Source organism: Ruegeria sp. CI5 (assembly GCF_056536885.1).
This window is the reverse complement of record NZ_JBQFQN010000001.1, coordinates 808,382-827,737: the sequence shown is the minus strand read 5'-3', so window position 1 is coordinate 827,737 and position 19,356 is coordinate 808,382. Positions and strand designations below refer to the sequence as shown.

18 protein-coding genes and 3 tRNA genes are annotated in these 19,356 nt (G+C 59.9%); 12 read left to right on the top strand and 9 right to left on the bottom strand.

Features of this window, described 5'->3' with window-relative positions; translation table 11 throughout:
• Nucleotides 1-99 precede the first annotated feature (99 nt).
• The 4 genes from ACR0BA_RS04170 to ACR0BA_RS04155 all read left to right on the top strand — a co-directional run bounded on the left by ACR0BA_RS04170 (nt 100) and on the right by ACR0BA_RS04155 (nt 3,184).
• Nucleotides 100-777: a TRAP transporter small permease gene (locus tag ACR0BA_RS04170; RefSeq protein ID WP_170338826.1), complete on the top strand. Its 678-nt coding sequence runs from the start codon at nt 100-102 to the stop codon at nt 775-777.
• Nucleotides 777-2,153, top strand: coding sequence for a TRAP transporter large permease (locus ACR0BA_RS04165; protein ID WP_170338824.1), 1,377 nt, complete (start codon nt 777-779; stop codon nt 2,151-2,153). Before ACR0BA_RS04170 ends, ACR0BA_RS04165 begins: the two co-directional genes overlap by 1 nt.
• 193 nt (nt 2,154-2,346) lie before the next feature.
• Nucleotides 2,347-2,658 (top strand): DMT family transporter, encoded by a 312-nt coding sequence (locus ACR0BA_RS04160; protein ID WP_480726568.1) that lies wholly within the window; start codon nt 2,347-2,349, stop codon nt 2,656-2,658.
• Nucleotides 2,651-3,184, top strand: coding sequence for a nucleoside deaminase (locus ACR0BA_RS04155; protein WP_244952407.1), 534 nt, complete (start codon nt 2,651-2,653; stop codon nt 3,182-3,184). Before ACR0BA_RS04160 ends, ACR0BA_RS04155 begins: the two co-directional genes overlap by 8 nt.
• A 15-nt stretch (nt 3,185-3,199) precedes the next feature.
• Here the strand turns inward: ACR0BA_RS04155 and tpiA are convergent, their stop codons facing one another.
• Both tpiA and ACR0BA_RS04145 read right to left on the bottom strand, forming a co-directional pair.
• Entirely contained in the window at nt 3,200-3,949 is a 750-nt protein-coding gene (gene tpiA, locus ACR0BA_RS04150; RefSeq protein WP_170338818.1) for a triose-phosphate isomerase, read from the bottom strand.
• Nucleotides 3,950-4,129: 180 nt separating this feature from the next.
• The gene (locus ACR0BA_RS04145; protein ID WP_170338817.1) at nt 4,130-4,495 is read right to left on the bottom strand and encodes a HesB/IscA family protein; all 366 of its coding nucleotides are present in this window, start codon (nt 4,493-4,495) and stop codon (nt 4,130-4,132) included.
• Nucleotides 4,496-4,663: 168 nt separating this feature from the next.
• Between ACR0BA_RS04145 and ACR0BA_RS04140 the strand changes: the two genes are divergently transcribed.
• A complete protein-coding gene (locus ACR0BA_RS04140; protein WP_480726566.1) occupies nt 4,664-4,999 on the top strand; it encodes a hypothetical protein in 336 nt (111 codons plus the stop codon).
• A gap of 263 nt (nt 5,000-5,262) precedes the next feature.
• Here ACR0BA_RS04140 and ACR0BA_RS04135 read toward each other — a convergent pair whose 3' ends face one another.
• From ACR0BA_RS04135 to ACR0BA_RS04125, 3 genes are all read right to left on the bottom strand, one after another.
• A complete protein-coding gene (locus ACR0BA_RS04135) occupies nt 5,263-5,625 on the bottom strand; it encodes an SUF system Fe-S cluster assembly protein (protein ID WP_170339389.1) in 363 nt (120 codons plus the stop codon).
• Between the two features lie 95 nt (nt 5,626-5,720).
• Nucleotides 5,721-5,999 carry an NfeD family protein gene (locus tag ACR0BA_RS04130; RefSeq protein WP_480726564.1) on the bottom strand — a complete coding sequence of 93 codons (279 nt, stop codon included), beginning with the start codon at nt 5,997-5,999 and terminating at the stop codon, nt 5,721-5,723.
• Nucleotides 5,999-6,889 (bottom strand): SPFH domain-containing protein, encoded by an 891-nt coding sequence (locus ACR0BA_RS04125; RefSeq protein ID WP_170338815.1) that lies wholly within the window; start codon nt 6,887-6,889, stop codon nt 5,999-6,001. The genes ACR0BA_RS04130 and ACR0BA_RS04125 overlap by 1 nt, the downstream gene beginning before the upstream one ends.
• A gap of 175 nt (nt 6,890-7,064) precedes the next feature.
• Between ACR0BA_RS04125 and ACR0BA_RS04120 the strand changes: the two genes are divergently transcribed.
• From ACR0BA_RS04120 to lon, 3 genes are all read left to right on the top strand, one after another.
• Nucleotides 7,065-7,976 (top strand): nucleoside hydrolase, encoded by a 912-nt coding sequence (locus tag ACR0BA_RS04120; protein ID WP_480726562.1) that lies wholly within the window; start codon nt 7,065-7,067, stop codon nt 7,974-7,976.
• 63 nt (nt 7,977-8,039) lie between these two features.
• The gene (tgt, locus tag ACR0BA_RS04115) at nt 8,040-9,170 is read left to right on the top strand and encodes a tRNA guanosine(34) transglycosylase Tgt (RefSeq protein WP_480726561.1); all 1,131 of its coding nucleotides are present in this window, start codon (nt 8,040-8,042) and stop codon (nt 9,168-9,170) included.
• Between the two features lie 214 nt (nt 9,171-9,384).
• A complete protein-coding gene (gene lon, locus ACR0BA_RS04110) occupies nt 9,385-11,793 on the top strand; it encodes an endopeptidase La (RefSeq protein ID WP_480726559.1) in 2,409 nt (802 codons plus the stop codon).
• A 47-nt stretch (nt 11,794-11,840) separates the two neighbouring features.
• Here the strand turns inward: lon and ACR0BA_RS04105 are convergent, their stop codons facing one another.
• Nucleotides 11,841-13,424 (bottom strand): APC family permease, encoded by a 1,584-nt coding sequence (locus ACR0BA_RS04105; RefSeq protein ID WP_480726558.1) that lies wholly within the window; start codon nt 13,422-13,424, stop codon nt 11,841-11,843.
• Between the two features lie 95 nt (nt 13,425-13,519).
• Nucleotides 13,520-13,594, bottom strand: a tRNA-Val gene (locus ACR0BA_RS04100).
• Nucleotides 13,595-14,150: 556 nt separating this feature from the next.
• On the opposite strand from ACR0BA_RS04100, the gene ACR0BA_RS04095 reads away from it, so the two are divergent.
• From ACR0BA_RS04095 to uvrA, 4 genes are all read left to right on the top strand, one after another.
• Nucleotides 14,151-14,227: transfer RNA gene (locus ACR0BA_RS04095), tRNA-Asp, on the top strand.
• Nucleotides 14,228-14,277: 50 nt separating this feature from the next.
• Nucleotides 14,278-14,354, top strand: a tRNA-Asp gene (locus ACR0BA_RS04090).
• A gap of 92 nt (nt 14,355-14,446) precedes the next feature.
• Nucleotides 14,447-15,016 (top strand): methyltransferase domain-containing protein, encoded by a 570-nt coding sequence (locus ACR0BA_RS04085; protein ID WP_170368387.1) that lies wholly within the window; start codon nt 14,447-14,449, stop codon nt 15,014-15,016.
• A gap of 104 nt (nt 15,017-15,120) precedes the next feature.
• Nucleotides 15,121-17,979 carry an excinuclease ABC subunit UvrA gene (uvrA, locus tag ACR0BA_RS04080; protein WP_480726556.1) on the top strand — a complete coding sequence of 953 codons (2,859 nt, stop codon included), beginning with the start codon at nt 15,121-15,123 and terminating at the stop codon, nt 17,977-17,979.
• Between the two features lie 12 nt (nt 17,980-17,991).
• Here uvrA and ACR0BA_RS04075 read toward each other — a convergent pair whose 3' ends face one another.
• Nucleotides 17,992-18,381, bottom strand: coding sequence for a hypothetical protein (locus tag ACR0BA_RS04075; RefSeq protein ID WP_480726555.1), 390 nt, complete (start codon nt 18,379-18,381; stop codon nt 17,992-17,994).
• Nucleotides 18,382-18,483: 102 nt separating this feature from the next.
• Complete coding sequence (gene mmsB / locus ACR0BA_RS04070) at nt 18,484-19,356, bottom strand: 3-hydroxyisobutyrate dehydrogenase (RefSeq protein ID WP_480726553.1); 873 nt, start codon at nt 19,354-19,356, stop codon at nt 18,484-18,486.

The window sequence follows — 19,356 nt, the reverse complement described above, 5'->3', positions numbered from 1 at the left end:
CAGGTGTGCTCCGACGGTCGCAAGCCCGCCGGAGCACATACCAGGCGGGCCCAATCGCGCCCGCCACCTCGATAAATCAACAAAAATGGGGACAGAAAGATGTCTGGTGCGAAAACCGGCCCCGGTGGGCTGGTCGACCGAATCGAAGAAACCCTGATCGCGTTGCTTCTTGGCCTGATGACGGCCGTGACCTTTGCCAACGTGATCGCGCGTTTCGTCTTCAACTCCAACATCCTTTGGGCGCTAGAACTGACCGTATTCACGTTCGGATGGCTGGTATTGCTGGGGGCGTCCTACGCCGTCAAGAAACACGCGCATCTGGGTGTGGATGCCATCCTGAATATGCTGCCTCCGGCACCGCGCAGGGTATTGGCACTGATCGCGGTGGGGTGCTGCCTCGTATTCTCGCTGCTGCTGCTGAAGGGGTCCTACGACTACTGGGCGGTTTTTGCCGACCTGCCTCCGACCTCTGGACGCTGGTTCCCCACGGGCTTTGATTTCGACGCTCGTAGTCAGAGCTTCTACGAGGTGGACGACATCCCCATGGTCGCGCCGCTACGGTTCCTCGAAGACCTCATCAACTATGGCGAGTACTACGAGAAGCTGCCCAAGGTCGTGCCGTATTTCGTCCTGCCGCTGTCGATGCTGCTGCTGGTGATCCGCTTTGCCCAGGCCGGGCTGCAGATCCTGCGCGGTGAGGCCGACCGTATTGTCGCAAGCCACGAGGTTGAGGACGAGATCGAAGAAGTCCGGGCCCTTCAGGGAGAACACGACTGATGGATGTAGTACTACTTTTTGCCATGGTCGTGGGCCTGCTGCTGATCGGCGTTCCGATCGCAGTTGCCCTAGGGCTGAGCTCGACCCTGTTTCTTCTGATCTACTCGGACAGCTCGCTGGCTTCGGTTGCCGGGACCCTGTTCGAGGCGTTCGAGGGCCACTTTACACTGCTGGCCATCCCGTTCTTCATCCTCGCATCGTCCTTCATGACGACCGGAGGGGTGGCGCGCCGGATCATTCGGTTCTCGATCGCCTGCGTTGGTCACCTGCCTGGCGGTCTGGCAATCGCGGGCGTGTTCGCATGTATGCTGTTCGCCGCGCTGTCAGGATCGTCTCCGGCCACCGTTGTTGCGATCGGTTCCATCGTGATCGCTGGTATGCGTCAGGTCGGCTATTCCAAGGAATTCGCAGCTGGCGTCATCTGTAACGCCGGTACGCTGGGTATCCTGATCCCGCCGTCGATCGTTATGGTTGTCTACGCGGCCGCGGTCGAAGTCTCGGTCGGCAGGATGTTCCTTGCCGGTGTCATTCCGGGACTCATGGCCGGGTTCATGCTGATGGTCACAATCTATGTGATGGCCAAGGTCAAGAACCTGCCGAAAGGTGATTGGAAAGGCTGGGGCGAGATATTTGCGTCGGCACGCGAGGCCGGTTGGGGTCTGTTCCTGATCGTCATCATCCTTGGCGGCATCTATGGCGGTATCTTCACACCGACCGAAGCAGCGGCGGTCGCGGCTGTATACGCCTTCTTCATTGCCAGCTTCGTCTACAAGGACATGGGGCCACTCAGCACCCAGGATGGTGAGCAAAACCTCTCGCTTGTGAAAAAGCCGCTGGCGCTGATCACGGCCTTTTTCCACCCCGACACCAAACATACGCTGTTTGAGGCCGGCAAGCTGACGGTCACCCTGCTTTTCGTCATCGCCAACGCGCTGATCCTCAAGCATGTTCTGACCGATGAGCAGGTGCCGCAACACATTGCCGGCGCAATGCTGTCGGCGGGTCTGGGGCCGATCACTTTCCTGATCGTGGTCAACGTAATCCTTCTGATCGGCGGTCAGTTCATGGAGCCCTCGGGCCTGCTGGTCATCGTGGCGCCGCTGGTGTTTCCGATTGCCATCGAACTGGGCATCGACCCGATCCATCTGGGCATCATCATGGTGGTGAACATGGAAATCGGGATGATCACGCCTCCGGTCGGTCTGAACCTGTTCGTTACGTCGGGCGTCGCGGGAATGCCGATGATGGCCGTCGTGCGCGCAGCACTGCCGTTCCTGGCCGTTCTGTTCGTCTTCCTGATCATGATCACGTACATCCCGTGGCTGTCGACGGTGTTGCCTAACACCTTCATGGGCCCCGAGATCATTACGAACTAGACCGTCGCAATCGATCCGAACCGGGCAACCGGTTCGGGTCACTTTTTGCGCGGTCGGCCGGCATCTGCCAGGCCGCCTCGCTGAATGGCCGGGCTTGAACTCACCATCGGTTCTTCCCACATAGTGAACGAGGACGACCTCCCCACCATGGGTGATCATTCGGGACGACCCGAAGTCGATAGAGGTGTCCCCGATGTCCTGGATCTTTCTTCTTTTTGCCGGTTTGCTGGAAATCGTCTGGGCAGTTGCCATGAAGCAGTCTGCTGGATTCACGCGGCTCTGGCCGACCGTTGTCATGGGAGGCGCAATGGTCGGTTCGTTCGGTTTGCTGGCCCTGGCCATGCGCTCCTTGCCACTGGGAACCGCCTACGTGCTGTGGACGGGTATTGGCGCGGTCGGTGCGTTCCTGGTTGGTGTGATGTTTTTGGGCGAGGCACTGACCCCGCTGCGTGTCATCGCAGCGACACTGATCGTGTCCGGCTTGGTCGCAATGAAACTTGCGTGACCGGCCCGTTGTTGACGCAGGCACCCGCGGTGGGCAGGCTGGAACCACCCTGATCACCGCAACCAACGAGTGCCGAAACATGCTGACCGATGATGACAAGCGCCTGATGCGCGTTGCCTACCAAGAAGCCAAAGCCGGTTTCGATGAGGGCGGTTGCCCGATCGGATCTGTACTGGCTCGGAACGGCACGATCATCTCGCAGGGCCGAAACCAAAGGGTTCAGCAGGGGGATCCGATCGCCCATGGCGAGATGGATGCGCTGCGCAAGGCAGGCCGGCAGAAGACGTACCGAGATACCGTTCTGTATACCACCCTGTCTCCGTGCATGATGTGTGCCGGAACGATCGTTCAGTTCGGCATCCCACGCGTGGTCATCGGTGACACGGAAAACTTCGGCGGCAACGAAGACTTCCTGCGCGATCATGGGGTCGAGGTTGTTTTGGCCGAAGACCCGGACTGCATTGCCCTGATGTGCAGGTTCGTGACCGAACAGCCTGAGCTTTGGGCCGAGGACATCGCGGACTGAGTGTGCGTGGACCGGTCAGGCCTGTTCCAGCGCTGAAATGATGCCCGAGAAATCGCGTGCCTTCAGGCTTGCACCGCCGACCAGCGCGCCGTCCACGTTTGACACTCCGAAAATCTCCGCCGCGTTGTCCGGCTTGACCGAACCGCCATAGAGCAAACGAACCGACCGGCCGACACCTTCGCCAAATCGCCGTTCAAGTCTGGCGCGAATGAAATCGTGGACTTCTCCGATTTCTTCCAAGGTGGGAACCTTGCCGGTGCCGATGGCCCAGATCGGTTCATAAGCCACGACGAGGTTCTCTCCGGTAGCAAGATCCGGGATCGATCCAGACAACTGTCCGCCAATGATATCGAGCGTATTGGCCGCTTCGCGCTGTTCAAGGCTTTCGCCGACGCAGATGATTGCGGTCAGGCCCGCGTTCATGGCTGCCCGGGCCTTGGCGCGGATATCGTCGTCTTTCTCGCCGTGGTCTTCTCGCCGTTCCGAATGCCCGACGATTACGCTGGTCGCGCCGGCGTCTTTCAGCATCTCGGCGCTCAGATCACCCGTATGGGCGCCCGAAACTTCGGCGTGGCAATCCTGTCCGCCGATGGCGACGCCCGAGCCTTGCACGGCTTGTGCGGCTCGGTGGATCAAAGTTGCCGGAGGGCAGATCAGAATATCGACTGTCGGAGAAGGGTGCGTCGCAGTCAGCGTGTCCAACTCGGAAAGAGCAGCCCCGGTTCCGTTCATTTTCCAGTTTCCGGCTGCCAGTCTGCGTCGCATAGCGGGGTCTCCGTGATCTTTCGTGCGTTTCTATCCAGTTAGCACCCGGATCAAGGTCTGACAATTGCGCTTGGGTGGCTGCGCGCGGGCGAGTCGCGCGACGGATCGATCTGGGTGGACTCAACCAGACGGTGCAGGCGGCAGTTCACCCGCCCACAAACGTTGCAGGCTTTAGGTGACTCAGCGCTGTTCGGCCAGGTTTTCGTCGAACTTGATCGACTCGCCGCAGCCACAGGCATCGACGACATTGGGATTCTTGAACTTGAACCCGGATTCCAGCAGCGAGACCTCGTAGTCGATCTCGGTTCCGAACAGAAACATCTGAGCCATCGGAGCGATCATGACCCGCGCCCCATCCTGTTCGACCACTTCGTCATGCGGATCCGGCTGATCGACATACTCCATGGTATACTCCATACCGGCGCAGCCACCTTTCTTGACGCCAATCCGCAGACCGGCATGGCCACCCGACGTCATCAGGCGGAGGATCTGCTCTGCAGCTTTGGGCGTCATCGTCACGGCCTGTTTGCCGGGAATGCCGAACATCGTCGTCTCCATTTTCGCGCGTTAAACCTAATCTAAGGCCGCAAGGGCCCGGGCTCAAGAGAGCGCGGAGCCCCAAGTTTGCTCATCGCCAGTTTTGACCGTACCGTACGGGCAGTGGGCAGGGTTTGCCGATGAGATCGAATTGACAGCAGAACAAGGTGGGTTTCGATGATGTTGCGGATTTCAAATAAGATTGGCTTGTGCCGGCAGGTTGCGTTTCTGGCTCTTCTGGTGGCCGGCAGTGCCGTTCATGCAGCGGGCGATCACAAGCGGCACCCGGTGAATTGCTCGACCGCCGAAGGTGACCTGCGTGCAATTGCGGCGGAAAAGAAACATGCCGAGGATCAGCAGGCGGAAAGTGTGGTCGCGATCACGCCAGCCGGGGCGCTGCTTGGATTGATCTCTGGAACAGAACAGAAGCGGTTGCAGATGCTGTCGGGTGACTATGTCAAGAAACTGGACGACCGCGCCGCCGAGGTCAAAGCGCAGTGCAACGTGAAGTAAGTGCACCTCAGCGAGTAAAATAGGGCCGCTCTCGGGCAAGAACGGCCCAGTATTGCAGAGCCTCGGCAGGGGGGCGGTAGACGCTCCAACGTGGTCGCCATTGACTGCTGGAGCGATATTTGAGTTGCCGAGTTCCTGTGACGGGTCCGACTGCGAAGCCCGCGTTGTAATTGTTACGCAGCGACGTAACGGTTCGACGACCGATCCGTGACAACTGGGTTTCAGGTTTGTGACGTTTCCCGCGCGCTCAGCGCGGCAGGCGCTTACATAAAGCCAAGTTCCAGCCTGGCTTCGTCGGACATCATCTCCATGCCCCAGGGTGGTTCCCAGGTCAGTTCGACATCCACCTCCTTGACCCCGGCAACGGGCTCGATGGCCTCGACGATCCAGCCGGGCATGTCACCGGCTACCGGGCAGCCCGGAGCGGTCAGGGTCATGATGACTTTGACTGCGTTGTCGCTGCTGATGTCGATCGTGTAGATCAGTCCAAGGTCATAGATATTGACCGGAATTTCAGGGTCATAGACAGTCCTGCAGGCCTCGACCACGGATTCGTACAGAGGGTGCTCAACGGTCGAAGGCGCAATCAGGGGCGTGCCTTCAAGCTGTTCGCTGGGGTGGGTCATGAATGCCTCGGGTTGTTACCTGAGCAATTATATAGGGAAAGCTGAAGGCAGCGTCCAGAGGGGGTAGGGCTCCCCGCTACAGGGCGCCGCACCGGTCAGTCGTTGATATCATGGTCAAACGTCCTGACTTGCCCATGTGGCAGCGCGAACATGCGCCGCAGAACTAGCCATGCGATCAACGACAAGGTGGCGAAGATCAAAAGCAGGACGGGCAGGTTCGGGGCCAAGCCGGGGATGACCAGAAGGATTCCGGTGACAGCCGCGCCGATAGCGAAGCCAAGGAAGATGAAACCTGGCAAGGCCACTTCCAGAATGCCCAGCGCCAGTGCGGCTGCCAGCCATACCCACCACGTCAGCCAGAACGGATCTGCCATCATTTGCCTCCCTTGAGCATTTTGAAGGCGTCGCCAAACGCTTCGAGCGCATTTGCGGGCACAACAATCGTCTGGCTGCCTCCGCTTTTGCCCATCGCATTCAATGCCTCAACTTGTTTCAGCGCAACCTGATACTGGGCGGCTTCGATCCCATTGTCCTGGATGGCCTTTGCGACGACGCCGGTTGCATAGGCTTCCGCGTCCGCCTGAACGCGACGCGCCTTGGCGGCTTGTTCCGCAGCATACAGCTCTGCGTCGGCCTGGAGTTCGACCGCGCGTTTCTGGCCCTCGGCTTCGGTTACCTGAGCGCGACGTGCGCGTTCGGCATTCAACTGCTGAAGCATGGCGTCGCGGGTCGCCTGATCCAGGTTTACGTCCAGAATTTCGGCGCGGGTTACCTCGATCCCCCAGTCGTCAACTGCGGTTTCGACGCTTTCTTGAATGCGTTCAATCAGTTGCGCGCGATTTGACTGAACTTCGTCCAGGTCCATTTTGCCGATTTCAGCCCGCACGATACCAGCGACGGTCGTTGCGATGGCGCCGTCGACGTCCCGAATGCGGTAGACGGTCTTTTCAGGCTCGAGGATACGGTAGAAGACCGAAGTATCGATCTGCACCAACACGTTGTCCTTGGTGATTGCATCCTGCGTCGCATTGGGCAGCTGACGTTCCAAGATGGATATCTTGTGGCGCGCAACGTCAAGAAAAGGAACGATAAAGTTGATCCCGGGGCCCAGCACAGAGTGGAGGCGTCCGAACCGTTCGACCACGTATTTCTCGGATTGTGGAACGATCTTGATACCCTTGAGGATGATGACGACAACCAAGGCCGCCCCAAGCAGGTAGATGATGTTCGATGATAGCAGTCCGATGATCTGGTCTTCGGTCATTTCTGTCCTCATTTTTTGTGTACGATGGTATACATTTGGGGATTGAAGGTCTGAATTTCAACTCAGCTATGAAATGAACCGAACAGGATATCCATGCAAGGTAATTGGGACAAAGCACGGAGATTTCGGGTTGTCACTGCTTTGCATCCGCCGTTGATTGCGCTATCGGGGCGAAATGAAACTGATTATCGACACCGACCCCGGCATCGACGATGCCATGGCGATCGCATATGCCGCCGCCGCCCCGGAAATTGACCTGATCGGCCTGTCTACGGTCTTCGGCAATACGCATGTCCAGCAGTCCAGCCGGAACGCACGGTTTCTGGCTCACAAGCTGGGGTTGGACATACCTGTGGCGCAGGGCGCAGCGTTTCCACGGGAAGCTGACGCACACACGCCCTCTAAGCACGTGCATGGGGATGAGGGTTTTGGCGATGTGGTCGATGTGCCCGAGATCGGCGCGAACCACGACCTGAGCGCAGCCGAGTTCCTGGTTGAGATGGCCCGGCGTCACAAGAAGGACCTGACGGTGTGTGCGGTTGGGCCGCTGACCAACATTGCCGATGCAATGCGTCTGGATCCGGATTTCGCTCAGAACATCGGCCAATTGGTCATCATGGGCGGAGCAGTCTTCTGTCCTGGCAACATCACCGAACACGCCGAGGCGAATATCTATCACGATGTCAAAGCTGCAGACGAGGTGTTTGCCCAGCCCGCTCCGACGGTTCTGGTGGGTCTGGATGTGACCCTGAGAACGCTCTATCGCGCGGATGATTTCGAGGAACTGGCACGACGCGCTCCTGAAATCGGTGGATTTCTGAACGATATCTCTCAGTTCTATCTGAGTTTCTACCGCGATGTCGCCGGGTTGGACGGCTGCGGACTTCATGACTCGACGGCCGTTATCGCCTGTTCGCACCGTGCGATGTTCGAAATTCAAGAAACAGGTTTGAAGGTGGTAACCGAGGGGCCCGAGGTTGGGGCGACCCGGCCGGACCCGTCTCGCCCACCGTTGCAGGTGTGCTGTGACGTCGTTGGTCAGCAAGTGGTGGACCTGTTCACGCAAAGGGTTGCCAGCTTGCCTTGACGGGTTGCATTGGCCGGGCAGATCGGGCAAAGCCTGCCCGGTTCAGCGACCCGAGGCGATGACATGACCCAGCGTTTCTCATTCGAATTGAAGGCCACCGACGGCAAAGCTCGCACCGGCGTGATCCACACGCCGCGGGGCGAGGTGCGCACGCCGGCCTTCATGCCCGTGGGCACCGCCGCGACGGTCAAGGCGATGATGCCCGAAAGCGTGCGGGCGACTGGCGCCGACATCCTGTTGGGCAACACCTATCACCTGATGCTGCGGCCCACGGCCGAACGGATCGACCGTTTGGGCGGGCTGCACAAATTCATGAACTGGGAGCGCCCGATCCTGACCGACTCGGGCGGGTTTCAAGTGATGTCCCTGGCGGGCCTGCGCAAGCTGACCGAGAAGGGCGTGACCTTCAAATCGCATATCGACGGTTCCAAACACGAGCTGACACCCGAGCGGTCGATGGAGATCCAGCGCCTGTTGGGGTCGGACATCGTGATGTGTTTCGACGAATGCCCCGCATTGCCTGCCGACCGCGACCGGATCGCCGAGTCGATGCGCCTGTCGATGCGATGGGCCGAACGGTCGCGCGAGGCGTTCGGCGACCGGCCCGGCCATGCGCTGTTCGGGATCATGCAGGGCGGGTTGGAGCGCGACCTACGCGAGGAAAGCGCCGAGGCGCTGAAGGCCATCGGGTTCGAGGGATATGCCGTTGGTGGCCTCGCGGTGGGCGAGGGGCAGGAGGCCATGTTCGACTGTCTGGACTATGCGCCTGATTTCCTGCCGACCGATAAGCCGCGCTATCTGATGGGCGTGGGCAAGCCCGACGACATCGTGGGCGCCGTGGCGCGCGGGATCGACATGATGGATTGCGTGCTGCCGTCGCGCTCGGGACGGACGGGGCAGGTGTTCACCCGCCGCGGGGTCGTGAACATCAAGAACGCCCGCCACGCCGACGATCCGCGTCCGCTGGACGAACAGTGCACGTGCCCAGCCTGCTCGTGTTACTCGCGCGCCTACCTGCACCATGTATTCCGGGCCAACGAAATGATTTCGGGCATGCTGCTGACCTGGCACAATCTGCATTATTTCCAAGAGATCATGCAGGGCATGCGGGACGCCATCGCCGCCGGTGCATTCGAGGTCTGGCAGGCCGAGTTCCATGCGCAGCGGGCGCTGGGTGATATCGAGCCGCTCTAACGGGCGTGTTGGGCGACCCAAGTCAAAATCAGTGGATATGTTGCCGCGATGCCTTGCAGTCGGGGAAACCTCGGGCCATTCTGATTTGTACAGGTAAGGCGACGAGGTTGAAATGGGGCGGTCCGCGCCCCACCTTTATCGTCCGAGAAAGGAGATGGCCGACGGCTGCCTGAAACAGGGGTCAGTGCCATCTTGCCAATGATAAGGATAGAGCATGCAAGAGCCTCTTAATTCCTCATACCCCGTTCTGCCGCTGCGCGACATTGTCGTGTTTCCGCACATGATCGTCCCGCTGTTCGTAGGGCGTGAAAAGTCGGTGCGCGCGCTGGAAGAGGTGATGCAGGATGACAAGCAAATTCTGCTGTCCAGTCAAGTTGATCCTTCCGTCGACGACCCGACCCAAGACGGTATCTACCGCAGCGGCGTTCTGGCAAATGTCCTGCAGCTGCTCAAGCTGCCCGATGGTACTGTCAAAGTGCTGGTCGAAGGGCAGGCACGCGTCAAGATTTCGGAGTTCATTGAGAATGAAGAATTCTTTGAGGCCCGCGCCGAATACCTGACCGAGATCCCCGGCGACGTTACGACGACGCAGGCGCTTTTGCGCACTGTCGCCGATGAGTTCGAGCGGTACGCCAAAGTTCGCAAGAACATCCCGGAAGAAGCCCTGACTGCCGTCAGCGAGACAACCGATCCGGCGAAACTGGCTGATTTGGTTTCGGGTCACCTTGGCATCGAGGTCGAACAGAAGCAGGACCTGCTGGAAACGCTCAGCATCAGCGAGCGTCTGGAAAAGGTCTATGGCCTGATGCAGGGCGAGATGTCGGTTCTTCAGGTCGAGAAGAAGATCAAGACCCGCGTCAAGTCGCAGATGGAGAAGACCCAGCGCGAATACTATCTGAATGAGCAGATGAAGGCCATTCAGAAGGAGCTGGGCGACGGCGAGGACGGCGCGAACGAGATCGCCGAACTGGAAGCCAAGATCGCCGAGACCAAGCTTTCGAAAGAAGCCCGCGAAAAGGCGGAAGGCGAGCTGAAAAAGCTCAAGAACATGTCGCCGATGTCGGCCGAAGCGACCGTGGTGCGCAACTATCTGGATTGGATCCTGTCGCTGCCTTGGGGCACCAAGTCTCGGGTCAAGAAAGACCTTGGCCGGGCGCAGCAGATCCTCGATGCCGATCACTATGGCCTCGAAAAGGTCAAGGAGCGGATCGTCGAGTATCTGGCGGTTCAGCAGCGCTCGAAGAAGCTGAAAGGCCCGATCATGTGCCTTGTCGGCCCTCCGGGCGTGGGCAAGACCTCGCTTGGGAAGTCGGTCGCCAAGGCCACGGGGCGCGAGTTCATCCGCATCTCGTTGGGTGGGGTGCGCGATGAATCCGAGATCCGCGGTCACCGCCGGACCTATATCGGTTCGATGCCCGGCAAGATCATTCAGGCGCTGAAAAAGGCGAAAACCACGAACCCGCTGATCTTGCTCGATGAAATCGACAAGATGGGGCAGGATTTCCGTGGTGATCCAGCTTCGGCCATGCTCGAGGTGCTGGACCCGGAGCAGAACAGCACGTTCATGGACCACTACCTTGAGGTCGAATACGACCTGTCGAACGTGATGTTCCTGACCACGTCCAACAGCTACAACATGCCTGGGCCGCTTCTGGACCGGATGGAGATCATTCCGCTGGCCGGCTACACCGAGGACGAAAAGCGCGAAATCGCGAAGCAGCACCTGATCTCGAAGCAGGTGAAGAACCACGGGCTGAAAGCCAAAGAGTTCGAGCTGACCGATGAGGCGCTGACCGCGATCATTCGCACCTATACCCGCGAGGCCGGTGTGCGGAATCTTGAGCGCGAGGTTGCCAAGGTGGCGCGCAAATCGTTGACCCGGATCATCAAGAACGAGACCGACCGGGTTGTCGTGACGGCTGAGAACCTGCACGAGTTCCTGGGTGTACCCAAGTTCCGTTACGGTTTGGCTGAACAGGATGATCAGGTCGGCGTTGTGACCGGTCTGGCCTGGACCTCGGTCGGTGGCGACCTGCTGCATATCGAGGCGTTGAAGCTGCCAGGCAAGGGTCGGATGAAGACCACAGGCAAGCTGGGCGATGTGATGAAGGAATCCATCGACGCGGCTTCGTCCTATGTGCGGTCGATTTCGCCTCAGATCGGGGTCAAACCGCCGCAGTTCGACAAGATCGACATCCATGTGCACGTGCCTGACGGCGCGACTCCCAAAGATGGACCCAGCGCCGGCCTGGCGATGGTGACTTCGATCGTGTCGGTTCTGACCGGTATCCCGGTCCGCAAGGACATCGCCATGACGGGCGAAGTTTCGCTGCGTGGCAACGCCATGCCGATCGGCGGGTTGAAGGAGAAACTGCTCGCAGCTTTGCGGGGTGGCATCAAGACGGTGCTTATTCCGGAAAAGAACGAGAAGGATCTGGCCGACATCCCCGACAACGTGAAGGAAGGGCTGGAGATCATCCCGGTCAAGCACGTGTCCGAAGTTCTGGAGCGCGCACTGGTGCGCAAACCTGAGCCGATCGAATGGGACGAGGCCGCCGAAGAAGCCGCGGCCGCAGCGGCCAAGGCTTCGGATAACAGTGGACCTTCAGCCACGGCGCACTGATCTGAAAACAACGAGAAGGGCGGGGAATAATCCCCGCTCTTTCTGATTCAAAGCCCGATTACAGGTTTTGATGGGTCCAGAACTTCTTCCTCGTCTATGTAGCGCTGGAATTTCTCAGGGGGTAGGGCGGACCGGACTGCGATCCAGAAAATCGTCGATGACAGCAGGGTGCACAACAAGATGTCCCACCCGAACGGGATCAGGTGCAGCGCGCCGTCTCCGAACTGACCAAGAAACGAGATCAACCCAAGTCCAGCCAGATAGGGCGCGAGCCACAAGGCCTGATTGAGATCCATCTGCTCCAGGCGTCCCCGAAACCGCGCCAAAAGCAGGAGCAGCCCGATCAGAAGGGTGATGCCTAGGCGCCAGACAGTATCCCAGCCGCTCCAGTAGACGATCAGAGTTGCAATCGCAAAGGCCAGCATTCCGACAAAACCAACCGCTGGAACGCGGATCGAACGGGGCCTGTCTGGCAATAGGCTGCGCAGGCATACAACGGCGATGGGGCCGACGGCAAAGGACAGGACGATCGCTGCCCCGTTCAGGGCGATCACCGTCTCAAAAGGAATGGTCAAAAGGAAAAGGGTGCCAATCACGAAGTTGAGCACCAGCGCCCAGATGGGCACACCAAACGCCGACAGGTGTCGGATGCGCGCGGGCAGAAACCCGTTCTGCGACAGGGCCATCGCGATCCGAGCGTTCGAGCCGGTGGCCACGAGGGCGTTTCCGAACGGTCCGATCACCGAGCCGACGTTTAGGATGCTGATGAACCACAATATCCCGACGGACATTATGACCCCGTCCAAAGGGCCTTCTCCGGCAAAACTCAGCTTGGCCCAGCCCTGCGCCAGCATCTGAGGGTCGAGCGAGCCGATGAAAGCGATCTGCAGGCCCAGATAGATCGCCGCACACATGATGATCGACAATACAAGCGCCGCCGGAATGTCGAATTTCGGGTTTCGCACCTCGCCTGCCATGTCGACCACATGCCTGAACCCAATGAACGAGAAGATTACACCACCGGTCGAAACGGCGGCCATTATTCCCTTGAGCCCATACGGTGCGACCCCCTCGGGCTGCGTGAAGTTCTCGGCATTGAAACGTGAAATGATCAGCACCACGGACAACAGGATTGGAATGGCCACTTTTGCGCTTGTTATCATTGTGTTGACCCGCGCAAAGAACTTTACGCCAAGCATGTTGATCAGGACGAAGAACACCATGAATGCCAAGGCCACAGCCTGTCCGGGCGCGGTCAGGTCACCAGATGGCGCATGCAGCCAGCGTGCATAGGGTGCGAGGTAGGACAGCATCGCCTCGACCTCGATCGGAGCGGTCGTGTTGTACCCAATCCAGGCAGTCCAGCCCATCGTCATGGCGACGATATTACCGTGCGAAAACTGCGGGACCCGGGCGATCCCTCCGGGGATCGGCAACATGGCCGAGATTTCGGCGAATGTGATGGCCAGAATGAACATCGCGACGGCCCCGATGACCCAGGATAAAACGGCCGCGGGGCCTGCGTGCTGAACGGCCAGAAGCGGCCCGAACAGCCAGCCTGAGCCAATGATTCCTCCGACAGATATGAATGTCAGACCCACCAGGCCGATGTCGCGCTTTAGTTCGGCCATGCATGTCCCTGATTGCCATGCCGGTGCTTCACCGACCCGAACTCAAGGATAGACGGCGAGTCTCATCCGTTTCAAGCGTTGAAAAAGAGAGGGAATGGTGGGTGATAAGAGATTTGAACTCCTGACATCTTCGATGTGAACGAAGCGCTCTACCACTGAGCTAATCACCCGTAGGGCGGCGTCTTACAGTGCTTTTTATCCGGCTGCAAGAGGGGAGATACACGGTATTTTCGCCATATCCGGACAAGACCGATTGGGTCCTGTGATTGGGCTTTTGCCCTGTCCGATAACTTTGAGCGTCTAACACGTAGCGCAGCCCAAATGCGGTCAATGCGGCGAGCCAGCTGCGCTAGATTGAAACCGAAACAAATGAAGCCTTGGTATGAACCAGACACTGATCGCTAAATTCGTTTCGGAACTAGGAAACGACTGCAACGTGGACGGCTATGCAAGCCAAGCGAATTGTGTCGAGGGGGATTTTGCAGGGCAATTGGTAGCAGTAGAATCTACCGTCTGACTTTTCGTTAGCGAGTTCGCAGTTTTTGACGGCTCGGCGCTGGCAACCAAGGGTTAGCGTGTCTCCGCGCCGGCGCTATCCAAAAGGAGCGTGCCAAGCGCGCTTGGGAACAAATTTTCCGGTTCGTGCAAAAAACTTGAAAACGCCGCTTGACGATGCCCGGGCGTGGCCATAATACACCCCAACGTTCAGCAATGAACGGGCAGCGGGCGGTTGTAGCTCAGTTGGTTAGAGTACCGGCCTGTCACGCCGGGGGTCGCGGGTTCGAGCCCCGTCAACCGCGCCATCGCTGCCAGCCTTTGATCCGGGCAAACGGATCGACATAGACCCTAATGCGCGGTTGTAGCTCAGTTGGTTAGAGTACCGGCCTGTCACGCCGGGGGTCGCGGGTTCGAGCCCCGTCAACCGCGCCACTTCTCCTCAAAAGTCGTTGCGTTCCCTGTGGACACAGTTTTGCTTTTCTGGACAATCGGTCCCGGCAGGTAGCACGCAGTCGGGGTTTTCGATGGTCAGCTTGAACCGCGTCGTCATGGTTCGGCAAAGCAAGAAATGGATAGGGAGTCTGGGGCCCGAGGCGCTGGATTGCGCCGAAATTTCGGGAAAATGGGGAACGCAGTTCGGGTTTCGCAGCCATACCCAGATCTGGCATCGTCAGCACGATATCTGCAAAGGCCCGCTGATGGATGAGCGCGCGGAGGTTCGGCAATTCGATCTGATACTCGCCAATCAGGTCTGGGAACATCTTGACCGGCCCTATGAAGCCACTCTCAACGTGCTAGAAATGTTGCGGCCGGGAGGGTGGTTCTGGTTGGCCGTGCCGTTCTTCATCCCATTCCATGCCGCACCGCACGATTGTTCGCGTTGGTCGGCGCGGGGATTGCGCAACCTGCTGACCGAATGTGGCTTTGATCCGGAAAGTATACAGGCCGCGCAATGGGGCAACCGTCAGGCGGCTTTGCGGAACCTCGAACCGGTCTGGCCGCCTGTCTATGACCCTGAAACCGACAGCCTGGAAAACGACCCGGATTTTCCGATCTGTGCCTGGGCCATGGCGCGAAAGCCCGAAGACGGGTGACCCAAGCGGAGAAAATCTGCTCGTTCACACTTTGTTCTAACTTTTCGGTTGGAGACTCAGCGTCGCTCGCCTATCTCTAGGACACTTGTGTATTGGGGGCCTGAATGGCTGAGCTGAAGAATATCGAGGTGCGCGGCGCGCGCGAGCACAACCTGAAAAACATCGACGTGGACATTCCGCGCGATCAGCTGGTTGTCGTCACGGGCCTGTCCGGATCGGGCAAGTCGTCCTTGGCGTTCGACACGATCTATGCCGAGGGCCAGCGCCGTTATGTCGAAAGCCTGTCGGCCTATGCGCGCCAGTTTCTGGACATGATGGAAAAGCCCGATGTGGATCACATCAGCGGCCTGTCCCCAGCGATCTCGATCGAGCAGAAGACCACGTCGAAGAACCCGCGTTCGACCGTGGGAACGGTGACCGAGATCTATGACTATCTGCGCCTGCTGTTCGCGCGCGCAGGCACGCCCTACAGCCCCGCCACCGGTTTGCCGATCGAAGCCCAGCAGGTTCAGGACATGGTCGATCGGATCATGGCGATGGAGGAGGGCACCCGAGGCTATCTGCTGGCGCCCATCGTTCGCGACCGCAAGGGTGAGTACAAGAAAGAGTTTCTGGAACTGCGCAAGCAGGGGTTCCAGCGCGTCAAGGTCGATGGCCAGTTCTACGAACTGGACGAGCCGCCGACGCTGGACAAGAAGTTCCGCCATGACATCGACGTGGTTGTTGACCGGATCGTCGTGCGCGAGGGGATGGAGACCCGCCTGGCCGACAGCCTGCGCACCGCGCTGGACCTGGCCGATGGCATCGCGATACTGGAGACCGCCCCGCGCGAGGGCGAGCCCGAGCGCATCACGTTCTCCGAGAACTTTGCCTGTCCGGTCAGTGGGTTCACCATCCCCGAGATCGAACCGCGCCTGTTTTCGTTCAACGCGCCTTTTGGGGCTTGCCCGGATTGCGACGGGCTGGGGGTCGAGCTGTTTTTCGACGAACGGCTTGTGGTGCCCGATCAAACGCTGAAACTGTATGACGGTGCGCTGGCCCCGTGGCGCAAGGGTAAGTCGCCCTATTTCCTGCAGACGATCGAGGCGATCGCGCGCCACTATGAGTTCGACAAGAACACGCCGTGGAAGGACCTTCCGGCGCATGTGCAGCAGGTGTTTCTGCATGGCTCGGGCGATGATGAAATCCAGTTCCGCTATGACGAAGGCGGACGGGTCTATCAGGTGACCCGCAGCTTTGAAGGCGTGATCCCGAACATGGAGCGCCGCTATCGCGAAACCGACAGCGCGTGGATCCGCGAGGAATTCGAGCGGTATCAGAACAACCGTCCCTGCCACACCTGCGAGGGTTATCGACTGCGACCCGAGGCGTTGGCCGTCAAGATCGCAGGGCTGCACGTTGGCCAGGTGGTCGAAATGTCGATCAAAGAGGCTCTGGCCTGGGTCGAGGACGCGCCGAACCACCTGAGCGCCCAGAAAAACGAGATTGCCCGCGCAATTCTTAAAGAGATCCGCGAACGGTTGGGGTTCCTGAATAACGTTGGTTTGGAATACCTTACGCTGTCTCGTTCAAGTGGCACGCTGTCAGGCGGCGAAAGCCAGCGCATCCGGTTGGCCAGCCAGATCGGCTCGGGCCTGACCGGGGTGCTTTACGTGCTGGACGAACCCTCGATCGGGTTGCATCAGCGCGACAATGACCGCCTTTTGGGAACGCTGAAGAACCTGCGCGATCAGGGCAACACCGTGATCGTCGTCGAGCATGACGAGGAAGCCATCCGCGAAGCCGACTATGTGTTCGACATCGGCCCCGGTGCCGGCGTGCATGGCGGGCAGGTTGTCAGTCACGGCACGCCCGAGCAGATCGCGGCCGATGCGGCCTCGATCACGGGGCAGTATCTGTCGGGGGTGCGTGAGATACCTGTGCCCGCCGAACGGCGCAAGGGAAACAAGAAAAAGGTAACGGTTGTAAAGGCTTCGGGCAACAACCTCAAAGACGTGACGGCCGAGTTTCCGCTGGGCAAGTTCGTCTGCGTGACCGGGGTGTCGGGCGGCGGCAAGTCGACCCTGACGATCGAGACGCTGTTCAAGACCGCCTCGATGCGTCTGAATGGTGCGCGTCAGACGCCTGCGCCCTGCGAAACGATCAAGGGGCTGGAACATCTGGACAAGGTGATCGACATCGACCAGCGGCCCATCGGGCGCACGCCACGGTCGAACCCGGCCACATATACCGGCGCCTTCACCCCGATCCGCGACTGGTTCGCCGGTCTGCCCGAGGCGAAGGCGCGGGGCTACAAGCCCGGGCGGTTCAGTTTCAACGTCAAGGGCGGGCGCTGCGAGGCCTGTCAGGGCGACGGAGTCATCAAGATCGAGATGCATTTCCTGCCCGACGTCTATGTCACCTGCGAGACCTGCAAGGGCGCGCGCTACAACCGTGAGACCCTAGAGATCAAGTTCAAGGGTAAGTCCATCGCCGACGTGCTGGACATGACGGTCGAAGACGCGCAGGAGTTCTTCAAGGCCGTACCCTCGATCCGCGACAAGATGGATGCGCTGGCACGCGTGGGGCTGGGCTACATCAAGGTCGGCCAGCAGGCCACGACCCTGTCGGGCGGCGAGGCGCAGCGAGTCAAGCTTTCGAAAGAGCTGGCAAAACGTTCGACGGGCCGGACCCTGTACATTCTGGACGAGCCCACAACCGGCCTGCATTTCGAAGATGTGCGCAAGCTGTTGGAAGTGCTGCATGAACTGGTCGATCAGGGCAATACTGTCGTCGTGATCGAACACAATCTGGACGTGGTGAAAACCGCCGACTGGATCATCGACATCGGCCCTGAGGGTGGCGATGGCGGCGGCGAGATCGTTGCCGTGGGCGCCCCGGAAGAGGTCGCCGAATGCGAGCGCAGCCACACCGGGCGATACCTCAAACCGATGCTGAACCCCGAACGCGTGGCGGCCGAATAGGCTGCCTGCGCGTCAGTACAGAATATCCGCCACGGCGCCGATCAGGTTCAGCACTTTGTGCGTATCGGGGTCGATACTGTAGACGTAGTCGCCCGCGCGAACGTAGTTGCCGCCGCGTTTCAGGCCATAGCGGTACGGATCGTCGATCCAGACAAAGTCGCGGTCGATCCGGTCGCCGACATTGTACCAGTTCTTGACCTGCCCGGGCGGGACGCAGGGCACGGCCTTCTTGGCCAATCCGGGCGGGCAATTGGCAACGGATTTTGCGCCCTTCTGCGGGGCCACGCGCTCGACCGAGAACGCGTCCTTGGTCTTTCCCTTGCCTTTGCCGTTGTCAGCCAGCGTCGCGACCGGGGTCAGCGACAGGCCGGCAAGCAGTGCAATATGCAACAGTGTCTTCATGGGCGGTTCCCCTCGGTTCGTCGCGCCGTCATGCCGCGTTTCCCGATATTTTGGAATGCCCGCCAGAAGTTCAAGCCCTGGGCGGCGAAATGCCGCCCAAGCTCAGCTGCGGCCGCGCTTTTCGAAACGGGGCAGCATGGCCGAGAAATCCATGCCCTTGCCGTCTTCGGCTTCGACGAACTGTTCGTACAGCGCAGTGGCGATCTGGCCCATCGGCGTGTCGGCGTCGGCGCTTTCGGCGGCCTGCTGGCTGAGCCGCAGGTCCTTGAGCATCAGCTCGGCGGCGAAACCGGGCTTGTAGCCGTTGTCGGCAGGTGACTGCGGTCCGACACCGGGGGCGGGGCAATAGGCGTTCATGCTCCAGCTGTAGCCCGACGAGGTGCTGACCACGTCGAACATCTTCTGCCTGTCCAGGCCCAGCTTGTCGGCCAGGGCAAAAGCCTCGCAGGTGGCGATCATGGTGACGCCCAGGATCATGTTGTTGCAGATCTTGGCGGCCTGGCCTGCGCCGGCCGCACCGCAATGCACCGCCTTCTGGCCCATGATCTCGAACAGCGGAGCCGCCTTGGCAAAGGCCGCGTCCGATCCGCCGGCCATGAAGGTCAGCGTGCCTGCGGCCGCGCCACCGATTCCGCCCGAAACGGGCGCGTCCACGGCCAGAAGCCCGGCCCGCTCGGCCTGATCGGCCACGGCGCGGGCGCTGTCCACATCGACGGTCGAGCAGTCGATGAACACCGCGCCTTTCTCCATGTGCGGAATGATCTGATCGGCCACCGCGCGCAGGATGTCGCCATTGGGCAGCATGGTGATGACCGCCTCGGCCCCGCGGACAGCATCAGTGGCCGTTTCGGCCTTGGTCACGCCTTCGACCGACACGCCCGCGGCGTCGAACCCAGTCACGTCGTGACCGGCCTTGGCCAGATTGGCCGCCATCGGCGCGCCCATGTTGCCCAGGCCAATGAATCCGATCTTCAT

Excerpts from the sequence above, each read along its gene's own strand:
- ACR0BA_RS04085 (WP_170368387.1), top strand. The coding sequence starts at position 14,447 with ATGGTCAGCTTGAACCGCGTCGTCATGGTTCGGCAAAGCAAGAAATGG.
- tpiA (WP_170338818.1), bottom strand. The coding sequence starts at position 3,949 with ATGCGACGCAGACTGGCAGCCGGAAACTGGAAAATGAACGGAACCGGG.
- ACR0BA_RS04105 (WP_480726558.1), bottom strand. The coding sequence starts at position 13,424 with ATGGCCGAACTAAAGCGCGACATCGGCCTGGTGGGTCTGACATTCATA.
- ACR0BA_RS04075 (WP_480726555.1), bottom strand. The coding sequence starts at position 18,381 with ATGAAGACACTGTTGCATATTGCACTGCTTGCCGGCCTGTCGCTGACC.
- ACR0BA_RS04170 (WP_170338826.1), top strand. The coding sequence starts at position 100 with ATGTCTGGTGCGAAAACCGGCCCCGGTGGGCTGGTCGACCGAATCGAA.
- ACR0BA_RS04160 (WP_480726568.1), top strand. The coding sequence starts at position 2,347 with ATGTCCTGGATCTTTCTTCTTTTTGCCGGTTTGCTGGAAATCGTCTGG.
- ACR0BA_RS04135 (WP_170339389.1), bottom strand. The coding sequence starts at position 5,625 with ATGACCCACCCCAGCGAACAGCTTGAAGGCACGCCCCTGATTGCGCCT.
- ACR0BA_RS04140 (WP_480726566.1), top strand. The coding sequence starts at position 4,664 with ATGATGTTGCGGATTTCAAATAAGATTGGCTTGTGCCGGCAGGTTGCG.
- ACR0BA_RS04165 (WP_170338824.1), top strand. The coding sequence starts at position 777 with ATGGATGTAGTACTACTTTTTGCCATGGTCGTGGGCCTGCTGCTGATC.
- ACR0BA_RS04145 (WP_170338817.1), bottom strand. The coding sequence starts at position 4,495 with ATGTTCGGCATTCCCGGCAAACAGGCCGTGACGATGACGCCCAAAGCT.
- lon (WP_480726559.1), top strand. The coding sequence starts at position 9,385 with ATGCAAGAGCCTCTTAATTCCTCATACCCCGTTCTGCCGCTGCGCGAC.
- mmsB (WP_480726553.1), bottom strand. The coding sequence starts at position 19,356 with ATGAAGATCGGATTCATTGGCCTGGGCAACATGGGCGCGCCGATGGCG.
- ACR0BA_RS04125 (WP_170338815.1), bottom strand. The coding sequence starts at position 6,889 with ATGACCGAAGACCAGATCATCGGACTGCTATCATCGAACATCATCTAC.
- ACR0BA_RS04120 (WP_480726562.1), top strand. The coding sequence starts at position 7,065 with ATGAAACTGATTATCGACACCGACCCCGGCATCGACGATGCCATGGCG.
- tgt (WP_480726561.1), top strand. The coding sequence starts at position 8,040 with ATGACCCAGCGTTTCTCATTCGAATTGAAGGCCACCGACGGCAAAGCT.
- uvrA (WP_480726556.1), top strand. The coding sequence starts at position 15,121 with ATGGCTGAGCTGAAGAATATCGAGGTGCGCGGCGCGCGCGAGCACAAC.
- ACR0BA_RS04130 (WP_480726564.1), bottom strand. The coding sequence starts at position 5,999 with ATGGCAGATCCGTTCTGGCTGACGTGGTGGGTATGGCTGGCAGCCGCA.